Below are 25,053 nucleotides of genomic sequence, written 5' to 3'. Positions count from 1 at the left end.
CGCGGCGTGCGATGTCACGGGCTTGGCGCGTGCCCTGGGTTGTTGTGGTTTGTCGGTGCTGTAGCGTTGGGCGCGGCGGCGGTATCCACGCTTGCTGTTGCAGGTTGAGTCGATGCTGAATCCACAGCCGCTCGATCGGGATGGCGCGGGTCATGCAGCACGCCCGTCCACCCGCCACCCAGGTCGCCGATCAGCGCGGCCGCATCGAGCAGCCGCTGCTGCTGCACGTTGAGCGCATTTTGTTGCGTGCTCAACTGGACGGCTTGCGCCGTCACCACCGTGGTGTAATCGACGGTGCCCGCCTCATACTCGTTTAGCGCAATCTGCGCGCCGCGGATCGAGTCGCGAACCGCCGCGTCCAGCCGCTCGCTCTGCTGCGCGAGGATGCGCAGCCCCGAGAGATCGTTCTCGACATTCTGGAACGCCGTGAGCACGGTGCCGCGATAGTTTGCCACCGCCGCGTCGTAGCTCGCGCGCGCCGCCGCTACTTCGCCGCTGCGCGCGCCGCCGTCGAAGATCGTCTGCGTTGCGCTCGCGCCGAGCGACCACACATAGTTGCTAATATGCAGCAGCCCCGAAAGCGGCGCCTGTGTGAAGCCGTCGAACGCCGAAAGCGAAATGTTCGGGTAATACGCGGCCACCGCCACGCCGATGGATGCATTCGCCGAGGCCATCTGGCGCTCCGCCGTGGCGATGTCGGGGCGCCGTTGCAACAGCGTGGAAGGCACGCCCGCGGGTATTGCGGGCAGCACCGGGAGCCGCGAGCTGTGCGGAATTGTCATGTCCTCGGGATTGCGGCCCACGAGCACCGCGATCGCATGCTCGTACTGCGCGCGCGCGACGCCCAGCGCGATCAGGCTGGCCTGGGCGTTTTCCAGTTGCGTGCGCGCCGTGATGAGGTCAGAAGGCGGGATGGTGCCCGCGCTGTCCTGGTTGCTCACCACGCGCAGCGAGGCCTCGTAGGCCGCCACGGTTTGCGTGAGCAGATCGATATCGGCATCCGTTACGCGCAGGGCGATCACGGCATTGGCGAGCGCAATCTGTTCGGATAGCTGAGCATTGGCGAGCGTGGCTTCGCTGGCCTGCGCGGTGGCCGACTGCTCCTCGATCTGGCGGCGCACCTTGCCCCAGAAGTCCGGTTCCCAGCTCACGCTGGCTTCCAGCGAACCCGAGTTGACGATGAGCGCTCTGTTGCTTTGCGTAATGGACGAAGAACGCTCGCGCGTGGCGGAGCCCGTCACGCCCAAAGAGGGAAACAGGCTCGCGCGTGCGATGCGCACTTCGGCCAATGCCTGCCGGTAGTTCGCGTAGCTTTGTCGCACGGTCTGGTTCGAGACCGCCACGAGCGGTTCGAGCTCGTCGAGCAGCGGGTCCTGGAACGCGGTCCACCATTCGCCCTTCGGGCCATCGGCGTCGGCCGGCTCGGCCTGGGTCCAGCCGGGCAGCTCCTTCCATTGCGTGGGCACCGCGACCTGCGGGCGGTGGTAGTCGGGACCCACAATGCAGCCGCTTGCGAGGAACGTGAAGGACGCGGCCAACGCGAGCGGCAGCAAACGGCCCGCCGCGCGCACGCGGCGCGCGAATTCAAGCGGGGCTTTGCGCCGCCCCTGGCGGTAGATCGTCTTCATGATGCGCTCTCATCGGCCTGGCGGTTCCAGGGCAGGCGTGCGGCCCAGCGTGCGAGGCGTGCGCGCAGGCGGTCGAGGAACAGATAGATCACGGGCGTGGTGTACAGGGTGAAAAGCTGGGAGAGGAGCAGGCCGCCCATCACGGTCACGCCGAGCGGCTGACGCAGCGAGGCACCCTGGCCAATGCCCACTGCGAGCGGCGCCGCGCCCAGCACAGCGGCGAAGGTCGTCATCATGATCGGGCGCAGCCGCACCACGGCCGCTTCGTGAATCGCGTCGCGGGCGTTGCGGCCTTCGCTGCGCTGCAACTGGATCGCGACGTCGACCATCATGATGCCGTTCTTCTTCACGATGCCGATCAGCAAAATGATGCCGATCATCGCAATGACCGAGAACGGCGTGCCGAAGATCAGCATCGCCAGAATCGCGCCGATGCCGGCCGAAGGCAGCGTCGAAAGAATCGTGAGCGGGTGAATGGTGTTTTCATAGAGCACGCCCAGCACGATATAGACGACGCCGAGCGCCGCGAGAATGATCAGCGGCACCGTGCCCATCGATTGCGCGTAGGCCTGCGCCGCGCCCGCGAACTCGCCGTGGATCGAGGCGGGCATGCCGATGTCGCGCTTCGCCTGCTCGATGATCTTGCCTGCCTCGGAGAGCGAGCCGCCCTTGGGCAGGTTGAACGAGATCGTGCCCGCCACCTCGCCGCTCTGGTGATTGACCTGGGTGGCCGTGTGGCCGGTGGTCCAGTTCATGAGCGCGGCAAGGGGCACCATGGTTTCGGCGGCGGTGCTGTTCGCGCTGCCGCTCGAACTGCCGCCCTTGCTGTTGGCAATCGAGTTGTTCTGCACGTTGGCTACGGCGTTCGCGTTGCGTTCGTTGGTATTGCTGATGGTCTTGCTGGCGGTGGTGATTGCGCTATAGGGCGTGACGCCCGACATCGTGGTACCCGGCATCTGGGTGGTGGCCGAGCCGCTCGCGTTGCCCGCCGCCGTGCTCAGGAAGATGTGGTTGAACGACTGCGGATACTGCCAGTATTGCGGGGCCACCTCCATCACCACGAAGTACTGGTTGATGGCGTTATAAATGGTGGAGACGGCGCGCTGGCCAAACGCGTCGTAGAGCACATTGTCGATCTGGTTCGGATCGAAGCCGTATCGCTTTGCCGTCGCGCGGTTCACGGTGACATAGGCTTGCAGGCCGTTTTGCTGCAAGTCCGAGTTCACGTCGGTAAGCGTGGCGTGGTACTTGTTCAGCTCGTCGATGAGCCTGGGCGTCCATTTGAAGAGCGCTTCGGCGTCGTCGCTCGTGAGCGTGTACTGGTACTCGGCCGCCGACTGCCGCCCGCCGATCTGCAGATCCTGCTGCGCCTGGAGGAACAGGCGCGCACCCGAGACCGCGTCGAGCTTGGGCCGCAACCGGTTCACGACCTCGGTGGCGGACAGCTTGCGCTGCGCGAGCGGCTTGAGCTCGATGAAGACCGTGGCCGAGTTGAGCGCGCGCCCGCCCGTGAAGCCCGCCACCGATGCCACGGCGGGATCTCTCTGCACGATGTCCTGCAACTGCGCGAGCTTTTTCTCCATCGCCGTGAACGAGATGCTCTGGTCGGCAATGATCTGGCCGATCAGGATGCCGGTGTCCTGCTCCGGAAAGAAAGTGCCCTGAAGCAGGCGTGCGAGAAACACATTGCCGACCAGCAAGGCGAACAAGATGAAGATGGTGAGCCGCGCATGATCGAGCGCGACGTCGAGCGTGCGCGAATAGAACTGCTTGAAGTGCTCGAATTGCGCGTTGATCCACCGGGCCGCGCGCGAGGGCTTGCGCTCCTTGCGTTCGCGCGTGAGCACATAGGCGCACATGGCGGGCGTAACGGTGAGCGAGACCACGAGCGAGATGATGATCGCAATGGAAAGCGTCATTGCGAACTCGTGAAACAGCAGCCCGACGATGCCCGGCATCAGCAGGATCGGCAAGAACACCGCAATCAGCGAGAGGCTCATCGAGAGCACGGTGAAGCCCACTTCGCCCGCGCCGCGCAGCGCGGCCTCCTTGGGGTCGAGCCCGGCCTCGATATGGCGCACGATGTTTTCGAGCACCACCACGGCGTCGTCCACCACGAAACCGGTGCCGATGGTGAGCGCCATCAGCGAGAGCGAGTCGATGCTGTAGCCGAGCAGGTACATTGGCCCGAACGAGCCCACGATGGAGAGCGGCAGCGCCACGGCGGGAATGAGCGTGGCGCGCGGCGAGAGCAGGAACACGAACACCACGCCGATCACGAGCAGCACGGCGATAAACAGCGTGCGCTCGGTGTCGGCCACCGAGTCGCGCACCGCCTCCGAGCGGTCGATCGCCACGTTCACCTTGATCGTGCCGGGCAGCGCCGCCTCGATATAGGGCAAGCGCGCCTGGATCTGCTGCACGGTCTTCACGACGTTGCTGCCCGGCATCGGGTAGACGATCACGAGCACCGCCGATTTGCTGTTGAAGAGGCCGGCGTTGCGGATGTTCTCGTTGGAGTCTTTCACCGTGCCCACGTCGCGCAGATACACGGGCGCGCCGTTGCGGTAGGCGATGACGATGTCGCGAAACGGCGCGGCATTGCCGATCTGGTCGTTCGATGTCACGACGAAGCGCTGGGCGCCCTGATCGATATGGCCTTTCGCGCTGTTCGCGTTGGCCGCGCCGATGGCGGCGCGCACGTCTTCGAGTCCGATGCCGTAGCTATTGAGCTTGCCAGGTTCCAGTTCGACGCGCACCGAAGGCAGCGCGCCGCCGCCCAGCGTGATCTGGCCCACGCCGTCCACCTGCGAGAGCTGCTGCATGATGACCGAATCGGCGGAGTCGTAGAGTTGGGCCTTGGTGAGCGTATCGGAGGTGAGCGCGAGCACCATGATCGGCGCGCTCGCGGGGTTGTACTGCCGGTAGGTGGGGTTGCTGCGCAGCGTGGTGGGCAGGTCGGCGCGGGCGGCCTGAATGGCGGCTTCCACGTCGCGCGCCGCGCCGTTGATGTCTCGGTTCAGGCCGAACATCACGACGATCAGTGAGGATCCCGTATTGTTGATCGAAGTGAGCTGGCTCACGTCGGCGATGGTGCCCAGCCGCCGTTCGAGCGGCTCGGCCACCGTGGCCGCCATGGTCTCGGGGCTCGCGCCCGCCATGTTGGCCTGCACGACGATCACCGGAAAAGCGATGTTGGGCAGCGGCGCCACGGGCAGCCGGAAAAACGCCAGCGTGCCGGCGAGCAGGATCGCGATCGCGAGAAGCGAGGTCGCGACTGGCCGCCGGATGAAGAGCGCCGAGAGATTCACGGCGTGCCCTCGGGCGCGGGCGGTGCGCCGGTTTCACTACCGCCTTGACCGCTTTGGCCGCGATTGCCCTTGCGCCCGAAGCGCTCTGCGAGCCGGTCGAAGAACAGATAGATCACGGGCGTTGTAAACAGCGTGAGCAGTTGCGACACGGTGAGCCCGCCGATGATCGCGAGGCCGAGCGGGCGGCGCAGTTCCGAGCCCGTGCCGCTGCCGAGCAGCATCGGCAGCGCGCCGAGCATGGCGGCGAGCGTGGTCATGAGGATCGGCCTGAAGCGCAGCAGCGACGCCTCGAAGATCGCTTCGCGCGCCGGCTTGCCGTGAACGCGTTCGGCTTCGAGCGCGAAGTCCACCATCATGATGGCGTTCTTCTTGACAATGCCGATCAGCAGCACGATGCCGATGATGCCGATCACGTCGAGGTCCTTGCCCGCGATCATCAGCGCGAGCAGCGCGCCGATGCCGGCCGAAGGCAGCGTCGAAAGAATCGTCACCGGATGGACATAGCTCTCGTAGAGCACTCCCAGCACGATATACACCGCCACGATGGCCGCGATAAGCAGATAGACCTCGCTCGAAAGCGAATCTTCGAATGCCTGCGCTGCGCCCTGGAACGATGAGGTGATCGAAGGCGGCAGCTTCACGGCGGCCTCGGCCTTGCGGATGTCGCGCACGGCGGCGGACAGCGACGCGCCATCGGCGAGATTGAACGAGATCGTGACCGACGGGAACTGCGCGAGGTGGCTGATCATCAGCGGCGAGCGCGTGATGTCGATGGTCGCGATGCCCTTGAGCGGCACCTGGCCCGATGAGGCGGTCTGGCTCGGCAGATAGATGTCGCCGATCGATTCCACCGTGGGCAGCGACTCGGGCTTGGCCACGAGTATCACGCGATACTGGTCCGACTGCTGGAAGATGGTCGAGACGATGCGCTGGCCGAGCGCGTCGTAGAGCGCGTTGTCGATGGTCGCCGCCGTGATGCCGTAGCGCGCCGCGAGCTGGCGGTTCACCTGCACGTTCACGGAGAGGCCATCGGTGTTCAGGTTGCTCGTGACGTCGGCAATCGACGGAATCTGCTTCATGCGCGCGATGAGCGCCGGCACGTACTGCTCGAACGCCTGCTGGTTCGGACCGCGCAGCACGAAGTTGTACTGGTTGCGCGAGACCGTGGTGTCGAGCGTGAGATCCTGCTCGGGCTGCAAATAAAGGCGGATGCCCGGCACTTTGGCGACCGATTGCTGGATGCGCCGTGCGATCTCCTCGGCGGTTTCGGAGCGGTCGTCGTGCGGCTTCAGGTTGATCAGGAAACGCCCGTTGTTGAGCGTGCTGTTGATGCCGTCGATGCCCACGTACGAGGTGAGCGAAACCACGTCGGGGTCCTTGAGAATTTCCTCGGCGAGCGCGGACTGGCGGCGCACCATCGCTTGATACGAAACCGAGTTGTCGGCCACGCTGATGCCCTGGATCACGCCCACGTCCTGCACCGGGAAGAGTCCCTTGGGAATGACCACGTAGAGCAGGCCCGTGAGCACGACCGTGGCCACTGCCACGGCGAGCGTGAGCGTCTGATGATCGAGCACCCAGCGCAGGCCGCGCTCGTAGGCGGCGAGCGTCTTGTTGAAGAGGCCTTCGCTGACGCGCTCGAAGCGGCTCGGGTGGCGCTCGGCCTGGGCGCGCAGGATGCGCGCGCACAGCATGGGCACGACAGTGAGCGAGACCACGGCGGAGAGCACGATGGTCACCGCGAGCGTGACGGCAAATTCGCTGAAAAGCCGGCCGATCACGCCGCCCATGAAGAGCAGCGGAATCAGCACCGCGATGAGCGAGATCGTGAGAGAAAGAATCGTGAAGCCGATTTGCCCCGCGCCCTTGAGCGCCGCTTGCAAGGGTTTATCGCCTTCTTCCAGATAGCGCACGATGTTCTCGATCATCACGATCGAGTCGTCGACCACGAAGCCCGTGGCAATGATAAGCGCCATCAGCGAGAGGTTGTCGATCGAGTAGCCAAGCTCGTACATGAGCGCGAGCGTGCCGATCAACGAGACCGGCACCGAGATGCTCGGAATGATGGTGGCGGGCAGATTGCGCAAGAACACGAAAATCACGGCCACCACCAGCGCCACGGCGAGCACGAGTTCGAACGCCGCGTCGTTGACCGAGGCCTGGATCGCGCCCACGCTGTTGGAAACCACCGTGACCTTCATGCCGGCGGGCAGCGTGGCTTCGAGCTGCGGCAGCAGGCGCATGATCTGGTTGACCGTGGCGATCACGTTCGCGCCCGGCTGGCGCTGCACGTTCAGCACGATGGCGGGCTCTTTGTTGTACCACGCGCCGCGCTCGACATCCTGGGCCGCCGTGGACACGCGCGCGACGTCGCGCATGAACACCGGCGCGCCGTTCTGGTAGGCGATGACCGTGTCCTCGTAGTCCTTCGGGTCGGAAATCTGGTCGTTCGAGTTGATCGTGTAGTCGAGTTCGGGGCCGTCGAAGTTGCCCTTCGGCGCGCTGACGTTCACGTTCGCTAGCAGCGTGCGCAGATCGTCGATATTCAGACCGTAGCCGGCGAGCTTTTGCGGATCGGCTTCCACGCGCACGGCGGGCACGTGGCCGCCTGCCGTGCTCACAAGACCGACGCCCTGCACCTGCGAAATCTTCATCGCGAGCCGGTTGTTGGCCGCGTCTTGCAACTGCGTGAGCGACATCGACTTCGAGGTCAGCGCGAGCGTGAGAATGGGCTGGTCGGCGGGATTGACCTTCGCGTAGGTGGGCGGCGCGGGCAGCCCGCTCGGCAAGTAGCTGTTGGCCGCGTTGATGGCCTGCTGCACGTTCTGCTGCGCCACGTCGAGATTAAGCGAGAGATCGAACTGCAGCGTGATGACCGAGGCGCCCTCGGAACTGTACGAGACCATCTGCTGCAAGCCCGGAATCTCGCCGAGCTGCACCTCTAGCGGCGCCGTGACCGTGGTGGCCATGACAGTGGGGCTCGCGCCGGGGTAGAAGGTCTGCACCTGAATGGTCGGGTAGTCGACCGAAGGCAGCGACGACACCGGCAAGAACTTCATCGCCAGCAGGCCCACGAGCACCAGCGCGATCATCAATAACGAAGTCGCGACGGGCCGCAGGATGAAAAGACGCGAAATATTCATCGGCGCGATGGCTGGGGATCAGGACGCCTGGGAGGCGGGCGCTGCTTGAGAGGCGGCCGGTTGCGCTTTGGCGCCGCTCGCGCCCCATGCTGGCGGCAATGGTCCTGATTGCGCATGCGCAGCGTTGCCCATGCGCGCCGCACCTGCTGCACCGGGCTTTGCTTCTGAGGGCTGGATTTTCGCGCCGTCGTTGAGGCGGTCGAGCCCGTCGGTCACCACGCGCTGGCCCGCCGCGAGGCCCGCGACGATCACCGTATGCTTGCCGTCGCCGGGGCCCAGCGTGACCTTGTGGACCGACACCGTGTTGTCGGCGTTCACGAGATACACATAGTCGCCGGGCGCGCCGTTTTGCACGGCGGGCGCGGGCACGAGCACGGCGTTTTCCATCGTGTCCACCAGCAGCCGCACGTTTACGAACTCGTTGGGGAATAGCGCCTCGTCGTCGTTGGGTACGCTCGCGCGCAGCGTGACCGTTCCGGTGGCGGTGGCCATCTGGTTGCTGATGGCGTAGAGCGTGCCGGTGGCGAGTTGCCTGGTGTTGTCGCTGCTGTAGATCGTCACCGGCAGCTTCGCGCCGGCGTTCACGCGCTGGAGCACGCTAGACAGCGAGTTTTGCGGCACCGTGAATTGCACCGTGGTGGGCTTCATCTGCGTGATGACGGCGATGCCGGTGGAACTCGACGCCGTCACGTAGTTGCCCGGATCCACGAGGCGCAGGCCCACGCGCCCCGATACCGGCGCGGTGATATGGCAATAGGCGAGATCGAGCTCGAATTGCTTGATGTTGGCGAGATCGGCTTTTACGGCGGCCTCGTCCTGGGCTACGAGAAATTTTTGGTCGGTGTAGGTCTGCTCGGCGACCGACTGCTTTTCGTGGAGCTGCGTGTAGCGCGCGAGGTCGGCGCGCGCCTGCGCGAGCAAGGCGCGGTCCTTGGCGAGCTGCGCCTCGGCCTGCTCCTTGCTGATTTCGTACTGGCGCGGATCGATTTGGGCGAGGAACTGGCCTTTCACCACCTCCTGGCCTTCGCGGTAGCCGACTTCGGTCAGGTAGCCGCTCAGTTGCGGCAGCACCGTGACGGTGGCGACCGGCGTGACTGTGCCGAGCGCGTCCAGCGTCACCGGCATCGAGCCGAGTGTGGCGGGCGCAACGGTCACGACCTGCGCGACCGCGCCGTGCTCGGGCTTCTTGCCGCGCAGCACGTGCATGACCACAAGTGCGACCAGCACCAGCACGGCCAGCGCGAGAATCCAGCGCCCGCGACGCTTAGGCGGTGGCGGCGCGTCGGGGGCCTTGGGGGTAGGCGGGGTTGGGGGTGTTGGGGCTTGAGGAGCAGCGGGATCGTTTGGCGTGTCGCTCATGCCAGTCTCCCAGTGGTGCCGACGGAATGCGCAGCGCGAATGCGGGTGCCATGGGCGGACCGCGGCGCTTGGGTCGCTCGGGCGCCGGTCCGGTTATCGTCGGATTGCATACGCATACTCTTGGTTGTTGTGTGCCGCCGATGCTGGGTGCGATCGGGCTGAGAGGGCCGGACCGCCAAGCCTGGAAACTCGAGTCTAACCAACTCGTGCATTAATTTCGAAACGTCAGGTATTTGAAAGATTTATGGTTGTTACAACAGGCGGAATTTGTTATCCGGCTTTATGCGGTTTTAAGCGGCTTTACCGGCAGCGGGCTTGTACGGGAGAGCGGTAAGCAATGGAAAGCAGCGGCAACGTGCAGTGCGCACGCTACCTGGTAATTTTTTCAACAAGCTTTCAATCGGTGGGAAGCTCTGCGCTAGCGCAATGGCGGGGCGCGCGTCCGGTTTCGATTGCGCAGAGCGTAGTGTGGCGTCGCAGCAGCGGATTCAAACCGCTCTGGGTTTCTGTTCAGCTGGCCGTGCCCGCGTAGGCCGCTCTGAGCGCGGCTACGTCGAACTTCACCATCGACATCATGGCTTTGGCCACGCGAGCGGCCTTGATCGGGTCGGAATCGGCCATCATGCGCATGAGATCGTCGGGGACGATCTGCCATGCAATGCCGAAGCGGTCTTTCAGCCAGCCGCATTCGAGTGGCGCGCCGCCACCTTCGAGCAGGGCGCTCCAGTAACGGTCGACCTCGGCCTGATCGGCGCAGTCGACCATGAGTGAGATCGAGAGATTGAATGCCTCGGGCTGTCCGGAGCCCATCGCAACAAAGGGCTGCCCAAAGAGTTCGAAGTCGACGACCCTGGTATCGCCGGCGCTCGTAATCGGCGTGACCTTGACGATGCGTGAGTCCGGGAAGATTTTTGTGTAGAAGGCAGCGGCTTCCTCGACCTGCGCGGCGGAATACCAGAGAAAAGGCGTGATCTTTTGAATCGCCATGGAGCATCTCCTGTTGATGTCGGCGCCCAGGTGCGGGCCGGCCGAAGTAACGCATGTTGCCATCGATATGCGGAACTTGATGGCGCTCAGGCCGCAAATGCCGTACCGGGATGCGTATGCACGCGGCTCAGTCGTTCTCGCCCGGCGCGCAGCACTGGCGTTTCAAGAGATTCAGTGCCGTTCATCCGCCATCTCGTGAGCGACGGCTGGTGGATCACGGGCCAGACCATCCTCATCAACGGCGGATACACCACGAAGTAAGGGGCTTTCGCATCGACCGCATGATATTCTCGAAGCCCATTTCGCATTGAACTTCGCATTGTCAGCGGCCGACAGGTTCACCATGAAGATCATTCGCAGCAAGACTTTTACCGCGACGCGCCCTTGGGGCGCGCTCGATATTGCCAATATGCGCGGCATTACCACAAGGCTGCACTGGACCAATGAGCCTTATCGATGGCACGTCAACGACGGCGAAGAGGTCTTTGCCGTACTCGATGGCCGGGTGGAAATGCGCTACCGCGAAGCGGGCGTCGAGCAATCGGTGATCCTTGAAACGGGCGATATTTTTTATGCCTGCGTTGGGACCGAGCATGTTGCGCATCCGCTTGGCGAGGCGCGCATTCTCGTGGTTGAAACGGAGGGTAGTGTGTAAGAGAGGCGTGGCCTGACGCTCGCGCCACCGCACACAGGCGCGCCACGACGAGTGCAGCTATTGGCACGGTGCGTCGCCAACGACCTCGATGACACATATCGCGATCCACGAAGCGCTGGACGGCAAGAACATCGAGTGGCTGGAGGCCGTGGCGGGCGCGTAATACCTTGCCGGGCCGTCACAGTGATTGCGGTATCCAGGCTGGCGGACAACTATCCGAAAACCCGAGCCCAAACCGCACGAATGCGCCGCGCGCGATCTTCAAGGAGATATGAGGCGATAAGTGCGAGCAGTCCTGAGAGGACTCCCGTCATGATGTGCTCGACAACGGGAATACGGTAGTGGCTTTTGTGCGAGTAGGCATCGCCCAGCGTCGTCAGGCAGCCGACAATGAGTGCATTGCCGTATCGATGCGCATAGAGTTTTGCCGCCGGCGTGAAAGTTAGCAGTACGGCCAGAATTCCGGTGAGCAGTCCGGTATGGAGGGCAATCGTCCAGTGGGCGAGACTCATGATATTGCCCCAACTTCCCGGCATGCAGGTCATGCAGGCGCTGGTGGGCTGCCAGAAACGCTGGACGAACAGCCGGGCGCGGCGCTTCCATTCTCCTGACATGATGTATTCCCCGTTGGAATCCCGTCATCGACACCGCTTGACGTTACGCCAGCGTACTCTTGAGCCTCAAGGTCTGCATCGAATGATTCGATTGTGAACGTTGATCGGACGATGCCAGGCACCTCCCTTCAAACCCACTGATCGTTCGCAACTGTGCGTTCGCTTGCGGCGTTTTCCCCGGTATTCACAACACCGCGCGGCTCGATCAACAGCACTTTCACTTCGCCTTGAGCGCAGGGTTTGTGCTCGACGCCTTTCGGCACGACTGCCATTTGACCGGCGCGCAGCACGATCGAACCGTCGCCTTGCGGGCCGCCGCGATAATCGATGCGTAATTCGCCGTCGAGCACGATAAAGGTTTCATCGGTATCGCTGTGCTGGTGCCAGACGAATTCGCCCTCGAGCTTAACGACTTTGAATTGGTAATCGTTCATTTCCGCGACCACGCGAGGTTGCCAGTGGCCGTCGATCAGGGCGATTTTGCCAACCAGGTCGATCGCTTCGCATTGGCCGCGCGCGGCGGGTGCAGTCTGGGCAGGCGTTGATGCGGACATCGTTCTCTCCGTGCATGTGTGGATGTACTGCAGAGAATACGCAACCGCCGGGGCGCCGTATTGAACGATCGTGGGAGACGTTCAACCCGCGTTCAACCCGCGTTCAAACGGTGTTCAACCACGGCGCATCGCGCCTGCGACCTGGAGCCAGTGTCCCGGCGTTTGACCGAAGGTCTTCAGAAAATGACGCGTCATGTGGCTCTGGTCAGCGAAGCCGGCGTTTGCAGCCGCGCTCGCGAGCGAGGTGCCAGAGAGCAGCATGCTGCGCACCGCGTCGAGGCGGCGCATCGTGAGGTAGCGATACGGACTCGTGCCGTAGAAGGTGCGGAGATCGTGCGAGAGGCTCCAGCGATCCCGGCCCGTTGCGATTTCCACTTCGTCGAGCGTGACCACTCGCATGAAGTTCGCATGCAGATAGTCGCGCGCACGGCGCGCCGCCACGTAATCGCCTTTGCCTCGCGAGCGCGGCAGGCCCGCAACTGCAGCGAGCGCATGGGCGAGTTCGGCCAGCGCGTCGCTCTGTTCGAGCGGCTCGATCGTTTCGCCGACACGTTGCAGCAAGGTCTCGGTTGCCGCCGCGATGCGCGGGTCGTTGATGACGCCTCCTTCGATGAACGGCAATGCGCGTCCGCCCAGCACATCCTGAATGAGCGCGGGCTCGACGTAAATCATGCGGTAGCGGAAGCCCTCGCCGGTGCCGGCCTGGCCGTCGTGCGCTTCGTCCGGATGAAGCACCATGGTGTTTCCCGGCAGACTATCGCGCCGGCCGCGCCGGTAGTTGAAGCGCTGTACGCCTGCGAGCGTGCGGCCGATCGCGTAGGTATCGTGCCGATGCATGGCGTACGCGTTGCCTTGAAACCAGGCCTCGATACGCTCGACGCCATCGATGGGCCTGGCGTGCACCATCCAGTCCTGGCATGCTGGAACGGATTTTCTGGGCATGGTGGGTCGTAAAGGCTGAGGAAGAGGGCCGAGCCGGTATAAGGCGCGAGCCAAGGCGCCGAGAATGCCACATTTGCATGGTGCGCGCAGCGGCGCTTGAACAGCACCCACAAACAAAAAGCCGCTACAGAGAGCGGCTTTCATCTGGAAGGAAGGCGCCGGTTCTAAAGCCCCCGGCGCCAGTCCAGCCTCAATCCTCGAGCAGCGAAAGATCCCGCACCGCGCCCTTATCCGCCGACATCACCAGCTTGGCGTAAGCCTTGAGCGCCGCCGACACCTTGCGCGGACGCGCCTTGGCCGGCTTCCAGCCCTTGGCGTTCTGCTCTTCGCGACGGCGCGCCAGTTCCTCGTCGGACACGAGCACGTTGATCGTGCGATTCGGAATGTCGATGCGGATCTTGTCGCCATCGCGCACGAGGCCGATCGCGCCGCCCGCCGCCGCTTCAGGCGAGCAGTGGCCGATCGAAAGCCCCGAGGTGCCGCCCGAGAAGCGGCCATCGGTCAGCAGCGCGCAAGCCTTGCCCAGGCCCTTCGACTTGATATAGCTCGTCGGGTAAAGCATTTCCTGCATGCCCGGGCCGCCCTTGGGGCCTTCGTAGCGCACGATCACCACGTCGCCGGCCTTGACCTTGTCGGCGAGGATGTTTTCAACCGCTTCGTCCTGCGATTCGGTCACGTGCGCCGTGCCTTCGAACACGAGAATGCTGTCGTCCACGCCGGCGGTTTTCACCACGCAGCCGTCGAGCGCGATATTGCCCGTGAGCACCGCGAGGCCGCCTTCCTTCGAGAACGCGTGCTCGTTCGAGCGGATGCAGCCTTCGGCGCGGTCGAGGTCGAGGCTCGGCCAGCGCGTGTTCTGGCTGAACGCCACCTGGGTCGGGACGCCGGCGGGGCCGGCCATATAGAACGTCCTCACGGCTTCGTCTTCGGTGCGAACGATGTCCCACTGGTCCAGCGCATGCTTGAGCGAGGGCGCGTGCACGGTCGGCACGTCGGTGTGCAGCTTGCCGGCTCGGTCGAGTTCGCCGAGGATCGCCATGATGCCGCCCGCGCGATGCACGTCTTCGATATGGTACTTGTTGGTGTTGGGCGCCACCTTGCACAGTTGCGGCACGACGCGCGAGAGGCGGTCGATGTCGTCCATGCCGAACTCGATGCCCGCTTCCTGCGCGATCGCCAGCAGGTGCAGGATCGTGTTGGTCGAGCCGCCCATGGCGATGTCGAGCGTCATGGCGTTTTCGAACGCCTTGAAGCCCACCGAGCGCGGCAGCACGCGCTCGTCTTCCTGCTCGTAGTACTGGCGCGCGAGTTCGACGATGCGGTGGCCGGCGCGCTTGAACAGTTGCTCACGGTCGGCGTGCGTGGCCACCACGGTGCCGTTGCCGGGCAGCGAGAGGCCCAGCGCTTCGGTCAGGCAGTTCATGGAGTTGGCCGTGAACATGCCCGAGCACGAGCCGCAGGTCGGGCAGGCCGAGCGTTCCACTTCGGCCACTTCGGCGTCGGAGTACTTGCTGTCCGCGGCGATCACCATGGCGTCGATCAGGTCGAGCTTCTTGACTTCGATGGCCTTGGTGACGGGGTTGGCCAGACGCGTCTTGCCGGCTTCCATCGGGCCGCCCGAGACGAAGATCACGGGGATGTTCAGGCGCATGGCGGCCATCAGCATGCCCGGGGTGATCTTGTCGCAGTTGGAGATGCACACCATGGCGTCGGCGCAGTGCGCGTTGACCATGTATTCCACGGAGTCGGCGATGATGTCGCGGCTCGGCAGCGAATACAGCATGCCGTCGTGGCCCATGGCGATGCCATCGTCCACGGCGATGGTGTTGAATTCCTTGGCCACGCCGCCCGCAGCCTCGATTTCGCGCGCAACGAGCTGGCCGAGGTCTTTCAGGTGCACATGGCCCGGCACGAACTGGGTGAACGAGTTGACCACCGCGATGATCGGCTTCGAAAAGTCGTCGTCTTTCATGCCGGTGGCGCGCCACAGAGAGCGCGCGCCGGCCATGTTGCGGCCGGCGGTTGAGGTCTTGGAACGGTATGCGGGCATCGTGGTTGCTCGAGAGTGATTTTTTGCAAAAAGGTCGGGCCGCGGGATTGAAGGCCCCCTGCGCCCGTGCGAACAACCTCTTGAGCTGCACTCTGGGCAAACGCCGATTATCCCACAGCCGCCCCGATCAGAAGATGTGGCGCATGCCGGCTGCCACACCGGTCTGGTTGTTGCGGCCAGGGAAGTCGGCCTTCGCCGCGCCCGAGCCGTGTGCGTAGTCGACCGTGCCGTAGATCTGCGTGCGCTTCGAGAGCGCGTATTCGGCCAGCACGACGGCCGTGTAGCGAATGCCGGTGCTCAAGGTCGCGCCGTCCGCGTTCAGCGCGTTGCTGGCGTGGTCGTAGTAGTACGCGGCCGTCAGCGTGAGCGGCGCAGTGATCTGCCACACGGCGCCGGCGTAGAGGCCGTTGTCGATGCGGTTGGTCTTCGCCACGGGTGCCGCGAAGCTGGCCGCCGGCGAGTTGGCCGAGGCCATGTACAAGTCGACGAAACCGGTATTGTCCTGGCCCCACAACCAGCCGGCCAGCGCCTTGACGGGGCCGATCTGGTAGACGCCGCTCACGTTGACCACGCGGTACTTGTTGTTGTGCAGGTCGCTGTTCTGCTGGTAGCCGACGTCGAGCGAGGCCGGGCCGTAGGTGTACGCCGCGGTGAAGCCGTACATGTTGTTCGCGCCGGTGCTGCCCGGCACGCCGCCGAAGCTGTACATGCCTTCGAGTTCGAGGCCGCCGAAGTGGCCGTCGTACTTGACCGAGTTGTTCTGGCGCAGGCCGTAGCCGAGCGCGCCCGGCAGCCAGCCGTCCTGGTCGAAGTTGCCGACGGTCAGCGGGTCGTACACGTTGCCGAGCTGGTCGAACAGCGGCGTGTTCTGGCGGCCGAACGTGAGCGCGCCGTACTGGTTGTGCTGCAGGCCGACGTACGCCATCCGGTTGAACAGCGTGTTCTGGCTGGCCATCTGGCCGTTCCACAGGTTGAAGCCGCTTTCGAGGCGGAACACCGTCGAGAGGCCGCCGCCGAGGTCTTCAGAGCCCTTCAGGCCCCAACGGCTGCCGGTGACCGGGCCGACGCCCATTTGCACCTGGCTGTCGTTGGTGGCGTTGGCGTTGGTCAGGTAGCGCACGCTGGTGTCGACGATGCCGTACAGCGTGACCGAATTTTGTGCGAAGGCGGATTGCGCGGAAATCGCGAGCATGGCGGCGCCGAGCGCTGCGGTGGTCTTCTTCATGTGTTCTCTGTTTTAGTCGTTTGGGCTGCATCGCACGCAAGGCGGGTGGGGCGTCCCGCGCGCGACGGGGCAATAATATTGCGAATTGTTCATATTTCTGCAACAAATTTGACGCCGTGTCGCAGTGCTGCAACATTGGTTGATGCCGGATGCCGCCAATTACTGGCCAGTGGACGTGCGTACGGGCCACGGCGTGCTGCGCGCGCGGTGAGTGCACGATTGGCGCGTATCGGCTTTCACCGGGGCGCGAATCTGCTCAACGAGGCATTTCTCGGCGGCTGGCGGGTCTATCTGTTCGACAACTCGACTGCTTGTCGAAAGATCAGGAGGCCAAAGTATTTTGACGGACCTTGCCGCAACTACCAGCGACGGCGATCCTGCGATCCTGCGGTCTTGCGCAGCGACTTGCATGCGCTCGCGCCGAGGTTGAACGCATCCGCTGCGATTCTTGCCGCGGGCGCTCGCGTGTTATAACTTTCCAATAGCGCCGCCACGAACGCGTCTTGATTCGACCCAGCGACTAAAACTACTCACGGAATCGACACTCCGGTCATGCCCGCCTCAGACCCTCGGAACCGAGAAGACTACGACCGCCTCTATTACCGGCTCGATCTCGAGCCCGGTGCCAGCGCGGCCGATATCAAGCACAACTACCGGCAGCTTGCGCAGATCTTTCATCCGGACAAATGGCGGCATCCGAGCCCCGCGTCGCTGCACTGGGCGTCCGAGCAGTTCAAGAAGATCAAGGAAGCGCGGGAGGTGCTGGAAGCGTACTGGTCGGTGCACGACGAAGCGCCCGCGAGCCGCGTGGCACAGAGCGACGCGCATCTCGCCCGCGTGCGCGAGCAGGTGCGCGAACTCCAGTTGAATTGCGAGCGGCTGCGCAGCGAACTCGACGCGCTGCAAAGCGCAAAACTGCGAGGCCTGGCAGAGTTCGCGCGCATGCAGACCGAGCGCGAACGGCTGATCGTCGAACTCGTGCGCCTGCGCGAGGAAGCCACGCACGAGCGCGCGAGCGCCGCCGAGCGGCGCGAGCAGGCAGAGGCGGCCGGTCCCGCCAGTCCCGCGAATGGGAACAGGAGCAACGGAAGCAACGCAAACCATCATGGCGCGGACCTCGCGCTGCCCGAACGGCATCCCATACGCGATTTCTTGTACTCGCGTTTCGACGACCCCGCGCGCGGCTGGCTGATGACGTTGAGCGGCATCGTCGTGATGTGCATCGTCATTTTTGTGGTGGCGCACAAGATCGTCTTCAGCGTATTCGACACGGCCGGTTCGTGGCACTGGCTCGGCGAAACGCTGCAAGGGCTTCTGATTGCAGTGGGCGTGGTGCTGGCAGGCGGTTATGCGTGGGCGCAGCGGACGTTCTACCGCGCCGATCGCGCCGGGCGCGAGCATGGCATGCCGCTGCCCGCGCATGAAACGTGGCTGCGCGTGAGCGCCGCGCTGCGCGGCACGGGCCGGCACGGCGCGGAATGGAGCATCGAGACGTTCAAGCAACTGCCCGGCGACGCGGGCTTCGAACTGCGCGCGGTCCTGCGCTATTCCACGGTGCGGCCAGGCCAAGGCGAGGGTGAAGCGCACCAGGCCGTGATCTTCCTCTGTCGCGCCCACGCCGTGAGTGCGGGCGAGACGCGCATTGCCTGGGGCTTCGGGGTGCAGGCGCCCGCGTGGTGGCTCCTGCCGGCGGCGAAGGTCGTGCGTGATTTGCGCAGACGAATCGAAATGGATCTCGCCGCGCGGCTATGAGCGTTGCGCGTGCAGCCCGCTTTGTTCAGAAGAATTGACGGAACACCCAATAGAGCAGCGCGGATAGCGCAATCGACGCGGGCAGTGTAAGCAGCCACGCGAGCGCGAGATTGCGCACGGTCCCCCATTGCAGGCCCGAGCCATTGGCGGCCATCGTGCCGGCGACGCCGGAAGCGAGCACGTGCGTGGTCGAAACAGGCAGGCCGTAAGCGTCGGCCATGCCGATGGTCAGCATGGCCACGGCCTCGGCGGAAGCGCCTTGCCCGTAGGTCAGATGCTGCTTGCCGATTTTTTCGCCCACGGTCACGACCACGCGCTTCCAGCCCACCATCGTCCCCAGCCCGAGCGCGATGGCCACCGCCACCTTGACCCAGGTGGGGATGAACTTGGTGGCGTGGTCCATCTGCTTGCGGAAGGCGTCCAGCGTGGCTGCGTCGGCGGCCGAGAAGGCGGGCGCGTGTGCTTTGTCCATCAGCCGGATGGCTTCGGAAGCGACATACATATTGTTGCGCACGTTGTCGACGATTGCCTGCGGCACCTGCGCCATCGAACCCGAGAGGCTCACCTGGTCGCCGATGGTGTCGGTGAGCGCGCGCAGCGCGGGCAGCGTGGCGGGGCTCAGGCGGTGAGTGCTCACGTAGGCTTCGACTTCCGCGCGCGGATTCTCGGGCAGCGCCTGGAGTGATTCCTCAGGCACGTAGCGCGCGAGCGTGGCCGAAGTCGCGCGCGCGGCGGCCACGAAGGTCACGGTCTGCTCGGGCGTGACGGCCTTGTTGAGCGCATAGGCCGTGGGCACCACGCCGATCAGGATCAGCATGATGAGGCCCATGCCTTTCTGCCCGTCGTTGGAGCCGTGCGCGAACGAGACGCCCGTGCAGGTGAGGATCAGCAGCGCGCGGATCCAGAGCGGCGGCCTCTCGTTCGCCGGCGGCTCGCGATAAAGGCGCGGCGCCACCACGAGAAGCTTCAATGCAAACAGCACGAACGCGGAGAGCAGGAAGCCCACCACGGGCGAAAACAGCAGCGCCTTGCCCACGCCCAGCGCCTGAGTCCAGTCGACGCCGGAAGTGCCCGAGGGGCCGCTGATCCACTGGTTCATGATGCCCACGCCGATGATCGAGCCCACGAGTGCATGTGAGCTCGAGGAGGGCAACCCAAAGTACCAGGTGCCGAGATTCCAGAGGATGGCCGCGATCAAGAGTGCGAACACCATCGCAAAGCCCGCGTGGCTACCCACCTGGAGGATCAATTCGACGGGCAGCAGTTGCAGGATGCCGAACGCGACCGCGCCGCTCGATACGAGCACGCCGAGAAAATTCCATGCGCCCGACCAGATCACGGCGGTATGCGGTTCGAGTGAATTCGTGTAGATGACTGTGGCGACGGCGTTGGCGGTGTCGTGAAAGCCGTTCACAAACTCGAAGCCGAGTGCGATGACGAGCGCGAGGCCGAGCAGAACGAATGGCAGCGCGGAACTGCCTTGCACCGCGCTCAGGTCGACGACGAGATGATCGATAACATAGAGCGCGCCGGCCGCGATGACGAGGAAGAAGAGCGCGGCGGCAAGACCGCGGCGGCGCGGCTGCATGGCGCGCGGCTGGCTGGGTTGGCTCGGCTGGCCCGCCTGGGATAGGGGAACGTCCGGCATGAATGTGCGCTGAGGGTTGGGCTCAAGAGCCTCGCGCGCAGCCGTGTAAACCCCATGTGCGATGACGCCGCGAACCGACGGCGCCGATGGTGGCGGACGCGTCAAGCGCGCCAGAACCGGGGCGGCTCGATCGAGACGCGCCAGTGTCTCATATTGATTCGATCACCGGAGCCGGAATGACACCGTTGCGCCCTGCTGCGGTGCACAGACGCCCGTGTGATGCGGGTGTGCGGGCAGTTGCGTCGCATTGACGCGTATTGGCACGTATAGATGCAGGTCGGGCCGCACCCTGCACGGCCCGACCTGCGCGGCCCGTTAGAACAACATCGCAATGCCCGCCATGCCGACGAACTGCGAATGCGTGCTCGACGGCGTGCTGTTTTGCGAATCGCCCACGGAAGGGCTCGCGTTGACGATGTCGCTCGCGCCGTGTACGCCCAGCGTTTGTCCGCTCGCGTGTTGATAGCCCTGCAGCGCGTAAAGCGAGGTGCGCTTTGAAAGGTGATACGTCTCCTTGAGCGAGATCTGTTGATAGCGCGCGGCGTCGTTGATGCCGTTGGCCTTCGAGGCCAGCGTGTACGCATAACCGCCGCCCACGTCGAACGCGGGCGTGAAGCGCCAGGTGGCGAGCGCGGCCCACGTGTTGAAGACGGCTGTGGAGCCGAACAGCGACTTGCCGCCCGCGAGGTATTCGACGTTGGAATACGACGCCCCCAACATCAGATTGCCGATCGTATAGTCGCCGGCCACGGCCACGTGCTGAACCGCGCGCGCCGAAACATAGCCGGTGTTCAGCGACGATTTGCCGAAGCTTGCTGTCGACGCGCTGTCGAAGCCGCCCGTGATTGCTGCGTTGTCCATGCGCAGATAGCCCGCGCCAAGCGAGACCGGGCCATTCGTGTAGCGCAGCGCCGCGCTCCATGTCTGGCCCTTGCCCGTACTGCCCGCAATTCCGCCGAACGCATACATTGCGCTTGCCTGCACGCCGTACCAGGTGGGCGAGGTATAAACCGCCGAGTTATTGATGCGCACGGTGGTATCGAGTCCGTCGATATCGCCGGGGTGCGCGCCGGTTGCGCCCGTGAGCCAGCTACTGCCCGTGAGCGGTCCCACGAACTGATAGTAGGGCGTGTATTGGCGGCCGAGCGTGAGTTGGCCCGCGCTGCGGTTCTGCAATCCCACATACGCCTGGCGGTTGAAAATCAGGCCGTTGGTCTGGAGCGCGCCGCTGTTCGGATCGAAGCCGTTCTGAAGATCGAAGATCGCGAGTGTGCCGCCGCCCAGATCCTCCTTGCCTTGCAGGCCGAACTTCGAGGCATAGAGGTTGCCCTGGCGCAGATACACATTCGAGTGACCGTTCTGGTTGTTGACGTAAGTAATCGCGTCGTCGATTGCGCCATACAGCGTGACGCTGGATTGTGCGAATGCGGGGCTCGTAATCAGTGCCGCGCCTGCGGCCAGGAAAATCCCCGGGCCGAAGCCAGTCTTCTTCATCGTTGTAGATCTCCGATAATCAATAAAAGCAGGATTGCTTATTTATTATTTGCAATGCCGTCTTGACCCGCCGGGCGCGAGCGCTGGCGGGCTTGCGCGGCGAGGCGCACCGCGGCGTTCGGCGCGCCGTAGCCGTCATAGCCGCCGCGCCGCTCCACCAGTTCCAGAAAGAAGCGCTGATCGAGCGTTTCGGTGTAGGCGTGCAGGAACTCGCCGCCTTGCTCGTCGCGGTCGTACAGGAGGTTGTGCTGGCGCAGCGCATCGAGGAATTCGGCGGGCAGTGCGTGGCGCGCGTCCAGATCGTCGTAGTAGTTCGCAGGCACGCGCAGCAATGGCACGCCCGCCGCTTCGAACTCCGTCACCGCGCGGAAGATATCGGCAGTGCTGAATGCCACGTGGTTCAGGCCGGTGCCGTGATAGGCGCGCACGGTCTCGGCAGTCGCGGTGTGCGGATCGACCGAGGCGTTGAGCACCATGCGCAAGCCACGGTCCGCGCTGAACAGCGCGCGGCTGCGCACGAGGCCATACGGATCGGGCAGCAGGACAGCGGCGCTCGCCTGCAGGCCGAACACCGCTTTCAGGAACAGCACCCACGCATCGAACGAACCGGCCGGCAGCGAAAGGCTCACATGATCGATGCCGATGATGGGGCCGACCTCCGTGGGACCGTCCACATCGGTGAGGACGAAGTCGGCTTCGAAAAGCGTCGGCTGTCCCGGCTGCTCGTTAACGAAATAGTTAAGACTTCCGTCCGGCGCCTGCACGGCCGGCACCACACGCTCGTTAGGACCGACGCGGCCCGAAAACGGTTGATAGCCAAAACCCGCCGCGCGTTCGAGCGCGAGGCGCGCGTCGTCTACGCGCAATGCGGAGGCACACAGCGAAAGCCCGTGGCGCTGGAAAAACGCGTCGGCGAACGAATCGGGTTCGGCGTTCAGCACGATGGCCGCCGAGCCATGCCGATAAAGCGTCACGTCCTTCGATCGATGCTGCCCCGCGCGGCGGAAATGGAGTTTTTCGAGCCAGTCGGCCACGCGCTGGCGTGCGGCATCGTCCACGGCGAACTCGAGGAATTGCCATCCCGCATGCGCCGGCGGCGCGCTCGGGTGGTAGAGCGGCGCGGCTTGGTCCGCGCTACCCAGCGCTTCGCGCGTGAGCTCTTCGAGCAGCAGCAGCGAGCGATGGCCGTCCGCTGCCGTGGCCGCAGGCGGCGCGCCACGAAAGCCGTCGTTGAAGATTTCCAGCGAGAGCGGGCCTGTATAGCCGCTCTTCACCACCTGCGCCGTGAAGTTCGCGAGCGCGAAATCGCCCTGGCCCGGAAAGCAGCGGTAATGGCGGCTCCATTCGAGCACGTCCATATTCATCTTCGGCGCGTCGGCGATCTGCACGAAGCCGATGCGCTCGCCGGGAATCGTAGCGATGGCATCGGGTGTGTCGTCGAGCGAGAGCGTGTGGAAGCTGTCGAGCGCAAGCGTGAGATTCGGATGATTCACGGCGTTTACGAGCTGCCACGCATGGCGATACGTGCGCACGTGGCGGCCCCAGGCCAGCGCTTCGTAACACGTCACCACGCCTGCCTGCGCGGCGGCCTGCGCGAACTGGCCGAGTTGCTCGATGGCGAGCGCGTCGTCGTCGATCGTGTCGGGCGAGACGCTGCTGCACACCAGCAGCCGCTCCGTGCCCAGTTCGTGCATCACGTCGAACTTGCGCTTCACGCGCTCCAGATTGCGCGCGAGGCGTTCAGGGCTCACGCCCTCGAAGTCGCGAAACGGCTGATACAGCACGATCGCAAGCCCGAGATCGGCGGCCATTCGGCGCACGTCGGAGGGCGAGCCTTCGAAATAAAGCAGGTCGTTTTCGAAGATCTCCACGCCCGTGAAGCCCGCGTCGCTGATGGCGGCGAGCTTTTCCGCAAGCGTGCCGCTGACCGAAACGGTTGCGATCGAGCGGCACAGCGGGGCGAGGGCGGGAGTTTGGAGCGGCTTGGACATGGCGTGGCGCGGCAGCGGATGAACGATAACCAGTGAACCGGTCGACACGGCGGTGCTGGCAAAGTCGAACCCGCAAGCGCCGCCGGAGATGCAAGGATAATAAAACTAACTAGTTAGTACAAATTCTCGAAAACCCCAGGGTGACCCGCACGCATGAGCGGGGCACACTGGCGGCCATGTGTGGGGTGAGCGTATTTGCCGTAGTGCGGAGCGAATGCCCAGCCGCGTTGTTGTAAAGCGGTTTTCAAGTTGTCGTTGTGTATTCTGGAGCGCCTGATGCTATTGCCGTCGGTACTGGTCCTGAACGGGCCGAACCTCAATCTTCTGGGAACGCGGGAACCCGCGATATATGGGTCCGAAACGCTGGACGACGTGGCGCGCCTGTGCCGCGAAGCCGCCGAGCGGCTTCATATCGAAATCGACTTCCGCCAATCGAACGCCGAGCATCAGTTGATCGACTGGCTGCACGAGGCGCGCACGCGCATCGACGGCGTCGTCATCAATCCCGCCGCCTACACGCACACCTCGGTGGCGATTGCCGATGCGCTTTCCGCCATCGACAAGCCGGTGATCGAGGTCCATATTTCGAACGTCCACAAGCGCGAGGCGTTCCGGCACCATTCGTTCGTCTCGCCGATTGCCGAGGCGATCATCGTCGGTTGCGGCACCCAGGGCTATGTGCTCGCGCTCGAACGCATGGCCGCGATACTGGCAGCGAAGTTGGCAAACACGGCGGCAAATAAGGTGGCGAAATGAGCGAGCATTCGAACAAGCCGCGCTCGTTTCTCTGCGGGCTGATCGGCCAAGGCATCGGCGGCTCGCTCACGCCCGCGATGCATGAGAAGGAAGGGCGCGAGCTCGGCTTCAACACCGTGTACCGGCGTATCGATCTCGACGCGCTCGGCCTCACCGTCGACTCTCTGCCCGAACTGCTGCAAGCGGCGCAGCGCATGGGCTTCGACGGTCTGAACATCACGTATCCGTGCAAGCAGGCCGTGATTCCCCTGCTCGACGAGCTCTCCGACGATGCGCGCGCGCTGGGCGCGGTGAACACCGTGCTGTTCCGCGATTGCAGGCGCATCGGCCACAACACAGACTGGTCGGGCTTTGCCGCCGCGTTCGAGCGCGGGCTGCCCGACGTCTCGCTCGAAGCGGTCGTGCAACTGGGGGCGGGCGGGGCAGGCGCGGCGGTCGCGCATGCCGCGCTGCAGATGGGCGCGCGCGCGCTCACGCTGTTCGATGTGGACGCCGCGCGCGCTCAGGCCCTTGCCGGCGAATTGCAGGCGCGCTTTCCCACGGCGCGCGTGAGCGCGGGCAACGATAGCGACTTGCAGCATACCTTGGCAGGCGCCACCGGCCTCATTCACGCGACGCCCACCGGCATGGCGAAGCTGCCCGGCTTGCCGCTGCCCCCCGAGTATCTGCATGCGCGCCTGTGGGTGGCCGACATCGTCTATTTCCCGATTCGCACGGCGCTGCTCGAAGCGGCCGAGGCGCGCGGCTGCCGCGTCTTGAGCGGCGGCGGGATGGCGGTCTACCAGGCCGTGGATGCGTTCCGGCTCTTCACGGGCCACGAGCCCGACGCCGAGCGCATGTATGCGCATTTGCAATCGATGCTGGCGCGGGACGCCGGCCAATAAATTACCCGCCGCTCGAGCATCACGTCGGCGCTGCATCTATATAGATAGTCAGGAGAGAGA

The 25,053-nt window shown here is 64.4% G+C and carries 17 protein-coding genes and 2 pseudogenes; 6 read left to right on the top strand and 13 right to left on the bottom strand.

Annotated elements, in window-relative coordinates; genetic code table 11:
* Positions 1–14: 14 nt before the first annotated feature.
* From NH14_RS20575 to NH14_RS20555, 5 genes are all read right to left on the bottom strand, one after another.
* Complete coding sequence (locus NH14_RS20575) at positions 15–1,628, bottom strand: efflux transporter outer membrane subunit (protein WP_084225661.1); 1,614 nt, start codon at positions 1,626–1,628, stop codon at positions 15–17.
* Positions 1,625–4,939, bottom strand: coding sequence for an efflux RND transporter permease subunit (locus NH14_RS20570; RefSeq protein ID WP_035529534.1), 3,315 nt, complete (start codon positions 4,937–4,939; stop codon positions 1,625–1,627). Before NH14_RS20570 ends, NH14_RS20575 begins: the two co-directional genes overlap by 4 nt.
* Positions 4,936–8,082: an efflux RND transporter permease subunit gene (locus tag NH14_RS20565; RefSeq protein WP_052148210.1), complete on the bottom strand. Its 3,147-nt coding sequence runs from the start codon at positions 8,080–8,082 to the stop codon at positions 4,936–4,938. The genes NH14_RS20570 and NH14_RS20565 overlap by 4 nt, the downstream gene beginning before the upstream one ends.
* Before the next feature lie 18 nt (positions 8,083–8,100).
* Positions 8,101–9,441, bottom strand: coding sequence for an efflux RND transporter periplasmic adaptor subunit (locus NH14_RS20560; RefSeq protein WP_084225663.1), 1,341 nt, complete (start codon positions 9,439–9,441; stop codon positions 8,101–8,103).
* 510 nt (positions 9,442–9,951) lie between these two features.
* Positions 9,952–10,428 (bottom strand): VOC family protein, encoded by a 477-nt coding sequence (locus NH14_RS20555; protein ID WP_035529536.1) that lies wholly within the window; start codon positions 10,426–10,428, stop codon positions 9,952–9,954.
* A gap of 168 nt (positions 10,429–10,596) precedes the next feature.
* Here NH14_RS20555 and NH14_RS34135 point away from each other — a divergent pair.
* The 3 genes and pseudogenes from NH14_RS34135 to NH14_RS33620 form a co-directional block, all read left to right on the top strand.
* A pseudogene (locus NH14_RS34135) lies at positions 10,597–10,689 on the top strand (SDR family oxidoreductase); the annotation flags it as partial.
* Between the two features lie 82 nt (positions 10,690–10,771).
* Entirely contained in the window at positions 10,772–11,083 is a 312-nt protein-coding gene (locus tag NH14_RS20550) for a cupin domain-containing protein (RefSeq protein WP_035529538.1), read from the top strand.
* A 58-nt stretch (positions 11,084–11,141) separates the two neighbouring features.
* Positions 11,142–11,246, top strand: a pseudogene (locus NH14_RS33620) ((R)-mandelonitrile lyase); the annotation flags it as partial.
* Positions 11,247–11,295: 49 nt separating this feature from the next.
* Here the strand turns inward: NH14_RS33620 and NH14_RS20545 are convergent.
* From NH14_RS20545 to NH14_RS20525, 5 genes are all read right to left on the bottom strand, one after another.
* On the bottom strand, positions 11,296–11,697 hold the full coding sequence (locus tag NH14_RS20545) for a hypothetical protein (RefSeq protein ID WP_035529540.1): 402 nt from the start codon (positions 11,695–11,697) through the stop codon (positions 11,296–11,298).
* 128 nt (positions 11,698–11,825) lie between these two features.
* Positions 11,826–12,251: a cupin domain-containing protein gene (locus NH14_RS20540; protein WP_035529542.1), complete on the bottom strand. Its 426-nt coding sequence runs from the start codon at positions 12,249–12,251 to the stop codon at positions 11,826–11,828.
* A 114-nt stretch (positions 12,252–12,365) separates the two neighbouring features.
* Positions 12,366–13,193, bottom strand: coding sequence for an AraC family transcriptional regulator (locus tag NH14_RS20535; RefSeq protein ID WP_035529544.1), 828 nt, complete (start codon positions 13,191–13,193; stop codon positions 12,366–12,368).
* 190 nt (positions 13,194–13,383) lie between these two features.
* On the bottom strand, positions 13,384–15,243 hold the full coding sequence (ilvD, locus tag NH14_RS20530) for a dihydroxy-acid dehydratase (RefSeq protein ID WP_035529546.1): 1,860 nt from the start codon (positions 15,241–15,243) through the stop codon (positions 13,384–13,386).
* Positions 15,244–15,370: 127 nt separating this feature from the next.
* Positions 15,371–16,468 carry a porin gene (locus tag NH14_RS20525; protein ID WP_035529548.1) on the bottom strand — a complete coding sequence of 366 codons (1,098 nt, stop codon included), beginning with the start codon at positions 16,466–16,468 and terminating at the stop codon, positions 15,371–15,373.
* Positions 16,469–17,020: 552 nt separating this feature from the next.
* On the opposite strand from NH14_RS20525, the gene NH14_RS20520 reads away from it, so the two are divergent.
* On the top strand, positions 17,021–18,220 hold the full coding sequence (locus NH14_RS20520) for a J domain-containing protein (RefSeq protein ID WP_035529550.1): 1,200 nt from the start codon (positions 17,021–17,023) through the stop codon (positions 18,218–18,220).
* A gap of 25 nt (positions 18,221–18,245) precedes the next feature.
* Here the strand turns inward: NH14_RS20520 and NH14_RS20515 are convergent, their stop codons facing one another.
* From NH14_RS20515 to NH14_RS20505, 3 genes are all read right to left on the bottom strand, one after another.
* Positions 18,246–19,808, bottom strand: coding sequence for an inorganic phosphate transporter (locus NH14_RS20515; RefSeq protein ID WP_035529552.1), 1,563 nt, complete (start codon positions 19,806–19,808; stop codon positions 18,246–18,248).
* A 375-nt stretch (positions 19,809–20,183) separates the two neighbouring features.
* Positions 20,184–21,362: a porin gene (locus NH14_RS20510; protein ID WP_035529554.1), complete on the bottom strand. Its 1,179-nt coding sequence runs from the start codon at positions 21,360–21,362 to the stop codon at positions 20,184–20,186.
* Positions 21,363–21,400: 38 nt separating this feature from the next.
* Complete coding sequence (locus tag NH14_RS20505; RefSeq protein WP_052148221.1) at positions 21,401–23,317, bottom strand: bifunctional sugar phosphate isomerase/epimerase/4-hydroxyphenylpyruvate dioxygenase family protein; 1,917 nt, start codon at positions 23,315–23,317, stop codon at positions 21,401–21,403.
* Positions 23,318–23,629: 312 nt separating this feature from the next.
* On the opposite strand from NH14_RS20505, the gene aroQ reads away from it, so the two are divergent.
* Both aroQ and NH14_RS20495 read left to right on the top strand, forming a co-directional pair.
* A complete protein-coding gene (aroQ, locus tag NH14_RS20500; protein ID WP_035529556.1) occupies positions 23,630–24,109 on the top strand; it encodes a type II 3-dehydroquinate dehydratase in 480 nt (159 codons plus the stop codon).
* Complete coding sequence (locus NH14_RS20495; protein WP_035529558.1) at positions 24,106–24,993, top strand: shikimate dehydrogenase; 888 nt, start codon at positions 24,106–24,108, stop codon at positions 24,991–24,993. The genes aroQ and NH14_RS20495 overlap by 4 nt, the downstream gene beginning before the upstream one ends.
* Positions 24,994–25,053 lie beyond the last annotated feature (60 nt).

Source organism: Paraburkholderia sacchari (assembly GCF_000785435.2).
GTDB lineage: Bacteria > Pseudomonadota > Gammaproteobacteria > Burkholderiales > Burkholderiaceae > Paraburkholderia > Paraburkholderia sacchari.
The sequence above is the reverse complement of the archived record's forward strand: the minus strand, read 5'-3'. Positions and strand labels throughout refer to the sequence as shown.

Bases quoted from the DNA above. Each gene is read 5' to 3' on its own strand.
- NH14_RS20545 (WP_035529540.1), bottom strand. From the start codon at position 11,697: ATGTCAGGAGAATGGAAGCGCCGCGCCCGGCTGTTCGTCCAGCGTTTC.
- NH14_RS20550 (WP_035529538.1), top strand. From the start codon at position 10,772: ATGAAGATCATTCGCAGCAAGACTTTTACCGCGACGCGCCCTTGGGGC.
- NH14_RS20495 (WP_035529558.1), top strand. From the start codon at position 24,106: ATGAGCGAGCATTCGAACAAGCCGCGCTCGTTTCTCTGCGGGCTGATC.
- NH14_RS20555 (WP_035529536.1), bottom strand. From the start codon at position 10,428: ATGGCGATTCAAAAGATCACGCCTTTTCTCTGGTATTCCGCCGCGCAG.
- NH14_RS20525 (WP_035529548.1), bottom strand. From the start codon at position 16,468: ATGAAGAAGACCACCGCAGCGCTCGGCGCCGCCATGCTCGCGATTTCC.
- aroQ (WP_035529556.1), top strand. From the start codon at position 23,630: ATGCTATTGCCGTCGGTACTGGTCCTGAACGGGCCGAACCTCAATCTT.
- NH14_RS20540 (WP_035529542.1), bottom strand. From the start codon at position 12,251: ATGTCCGCATCAACGCCTGCCCAGACTGCACCCGCCGCGCGCGGCCAA.
- NH14_RS20510 (WP_035529554.1), bottom strand. From the start codon at position 21,362: ATGAAGAAGACTGGCTTCGGCCCGGGGATTTTCCTGGCCGCAGGCGCG.
- NH14_RS20565 (WP_052148210.1), bottom strand. From the start codon at position 8,082: ATGAATATTTCGCGTCTTTTCATCCTGCGGCCCGTCGCGACTTCGTTA.
- NH14_RS20575 (WP_084225661.1), bottom strand. From the start codon at position 1,628: ATGAAGACGATCTACCGCCAGGGGCGGCGCAAAGCCCCGCTTGAATTC.
- NH14_RS20520 (WP_035529550.1), top strand. From the start codon at position 17,021: ATGCCCGCCTCAGACCCTCGGAACCGAGAAGACTACGACCGCCTCTAT.
- NH14_RS20535 (WP_035529544.1), bottom strand. From the start codon at position 13,193: ATGCCCAGAAAATCCGTTCCAGCATGCCAGGACTGGATGGTGCACGCC.
- ilvD (WP_035529546.1), bottom strand. From the start codon at position 15,243: ATGCCCGCATACCGTTCCAAGACCTCAACCGCCGGCCGCAACATGGCC.
- NH14_RS20560 (WP_084225663.1), bottom strand. From the start codon at position 9,441: ATGAGCGACACGCCAAACGATCCCGCTGCTCCTCAAGCCCCAACACCC.
- NH14_RS20515 (WP_035529552.1), bottom strand. From the start codon at position 19,808: ATGCAGCCGCGCCGCCGCGGTCTTGCCGCCGCGCTCTTCTTCCTCGTC.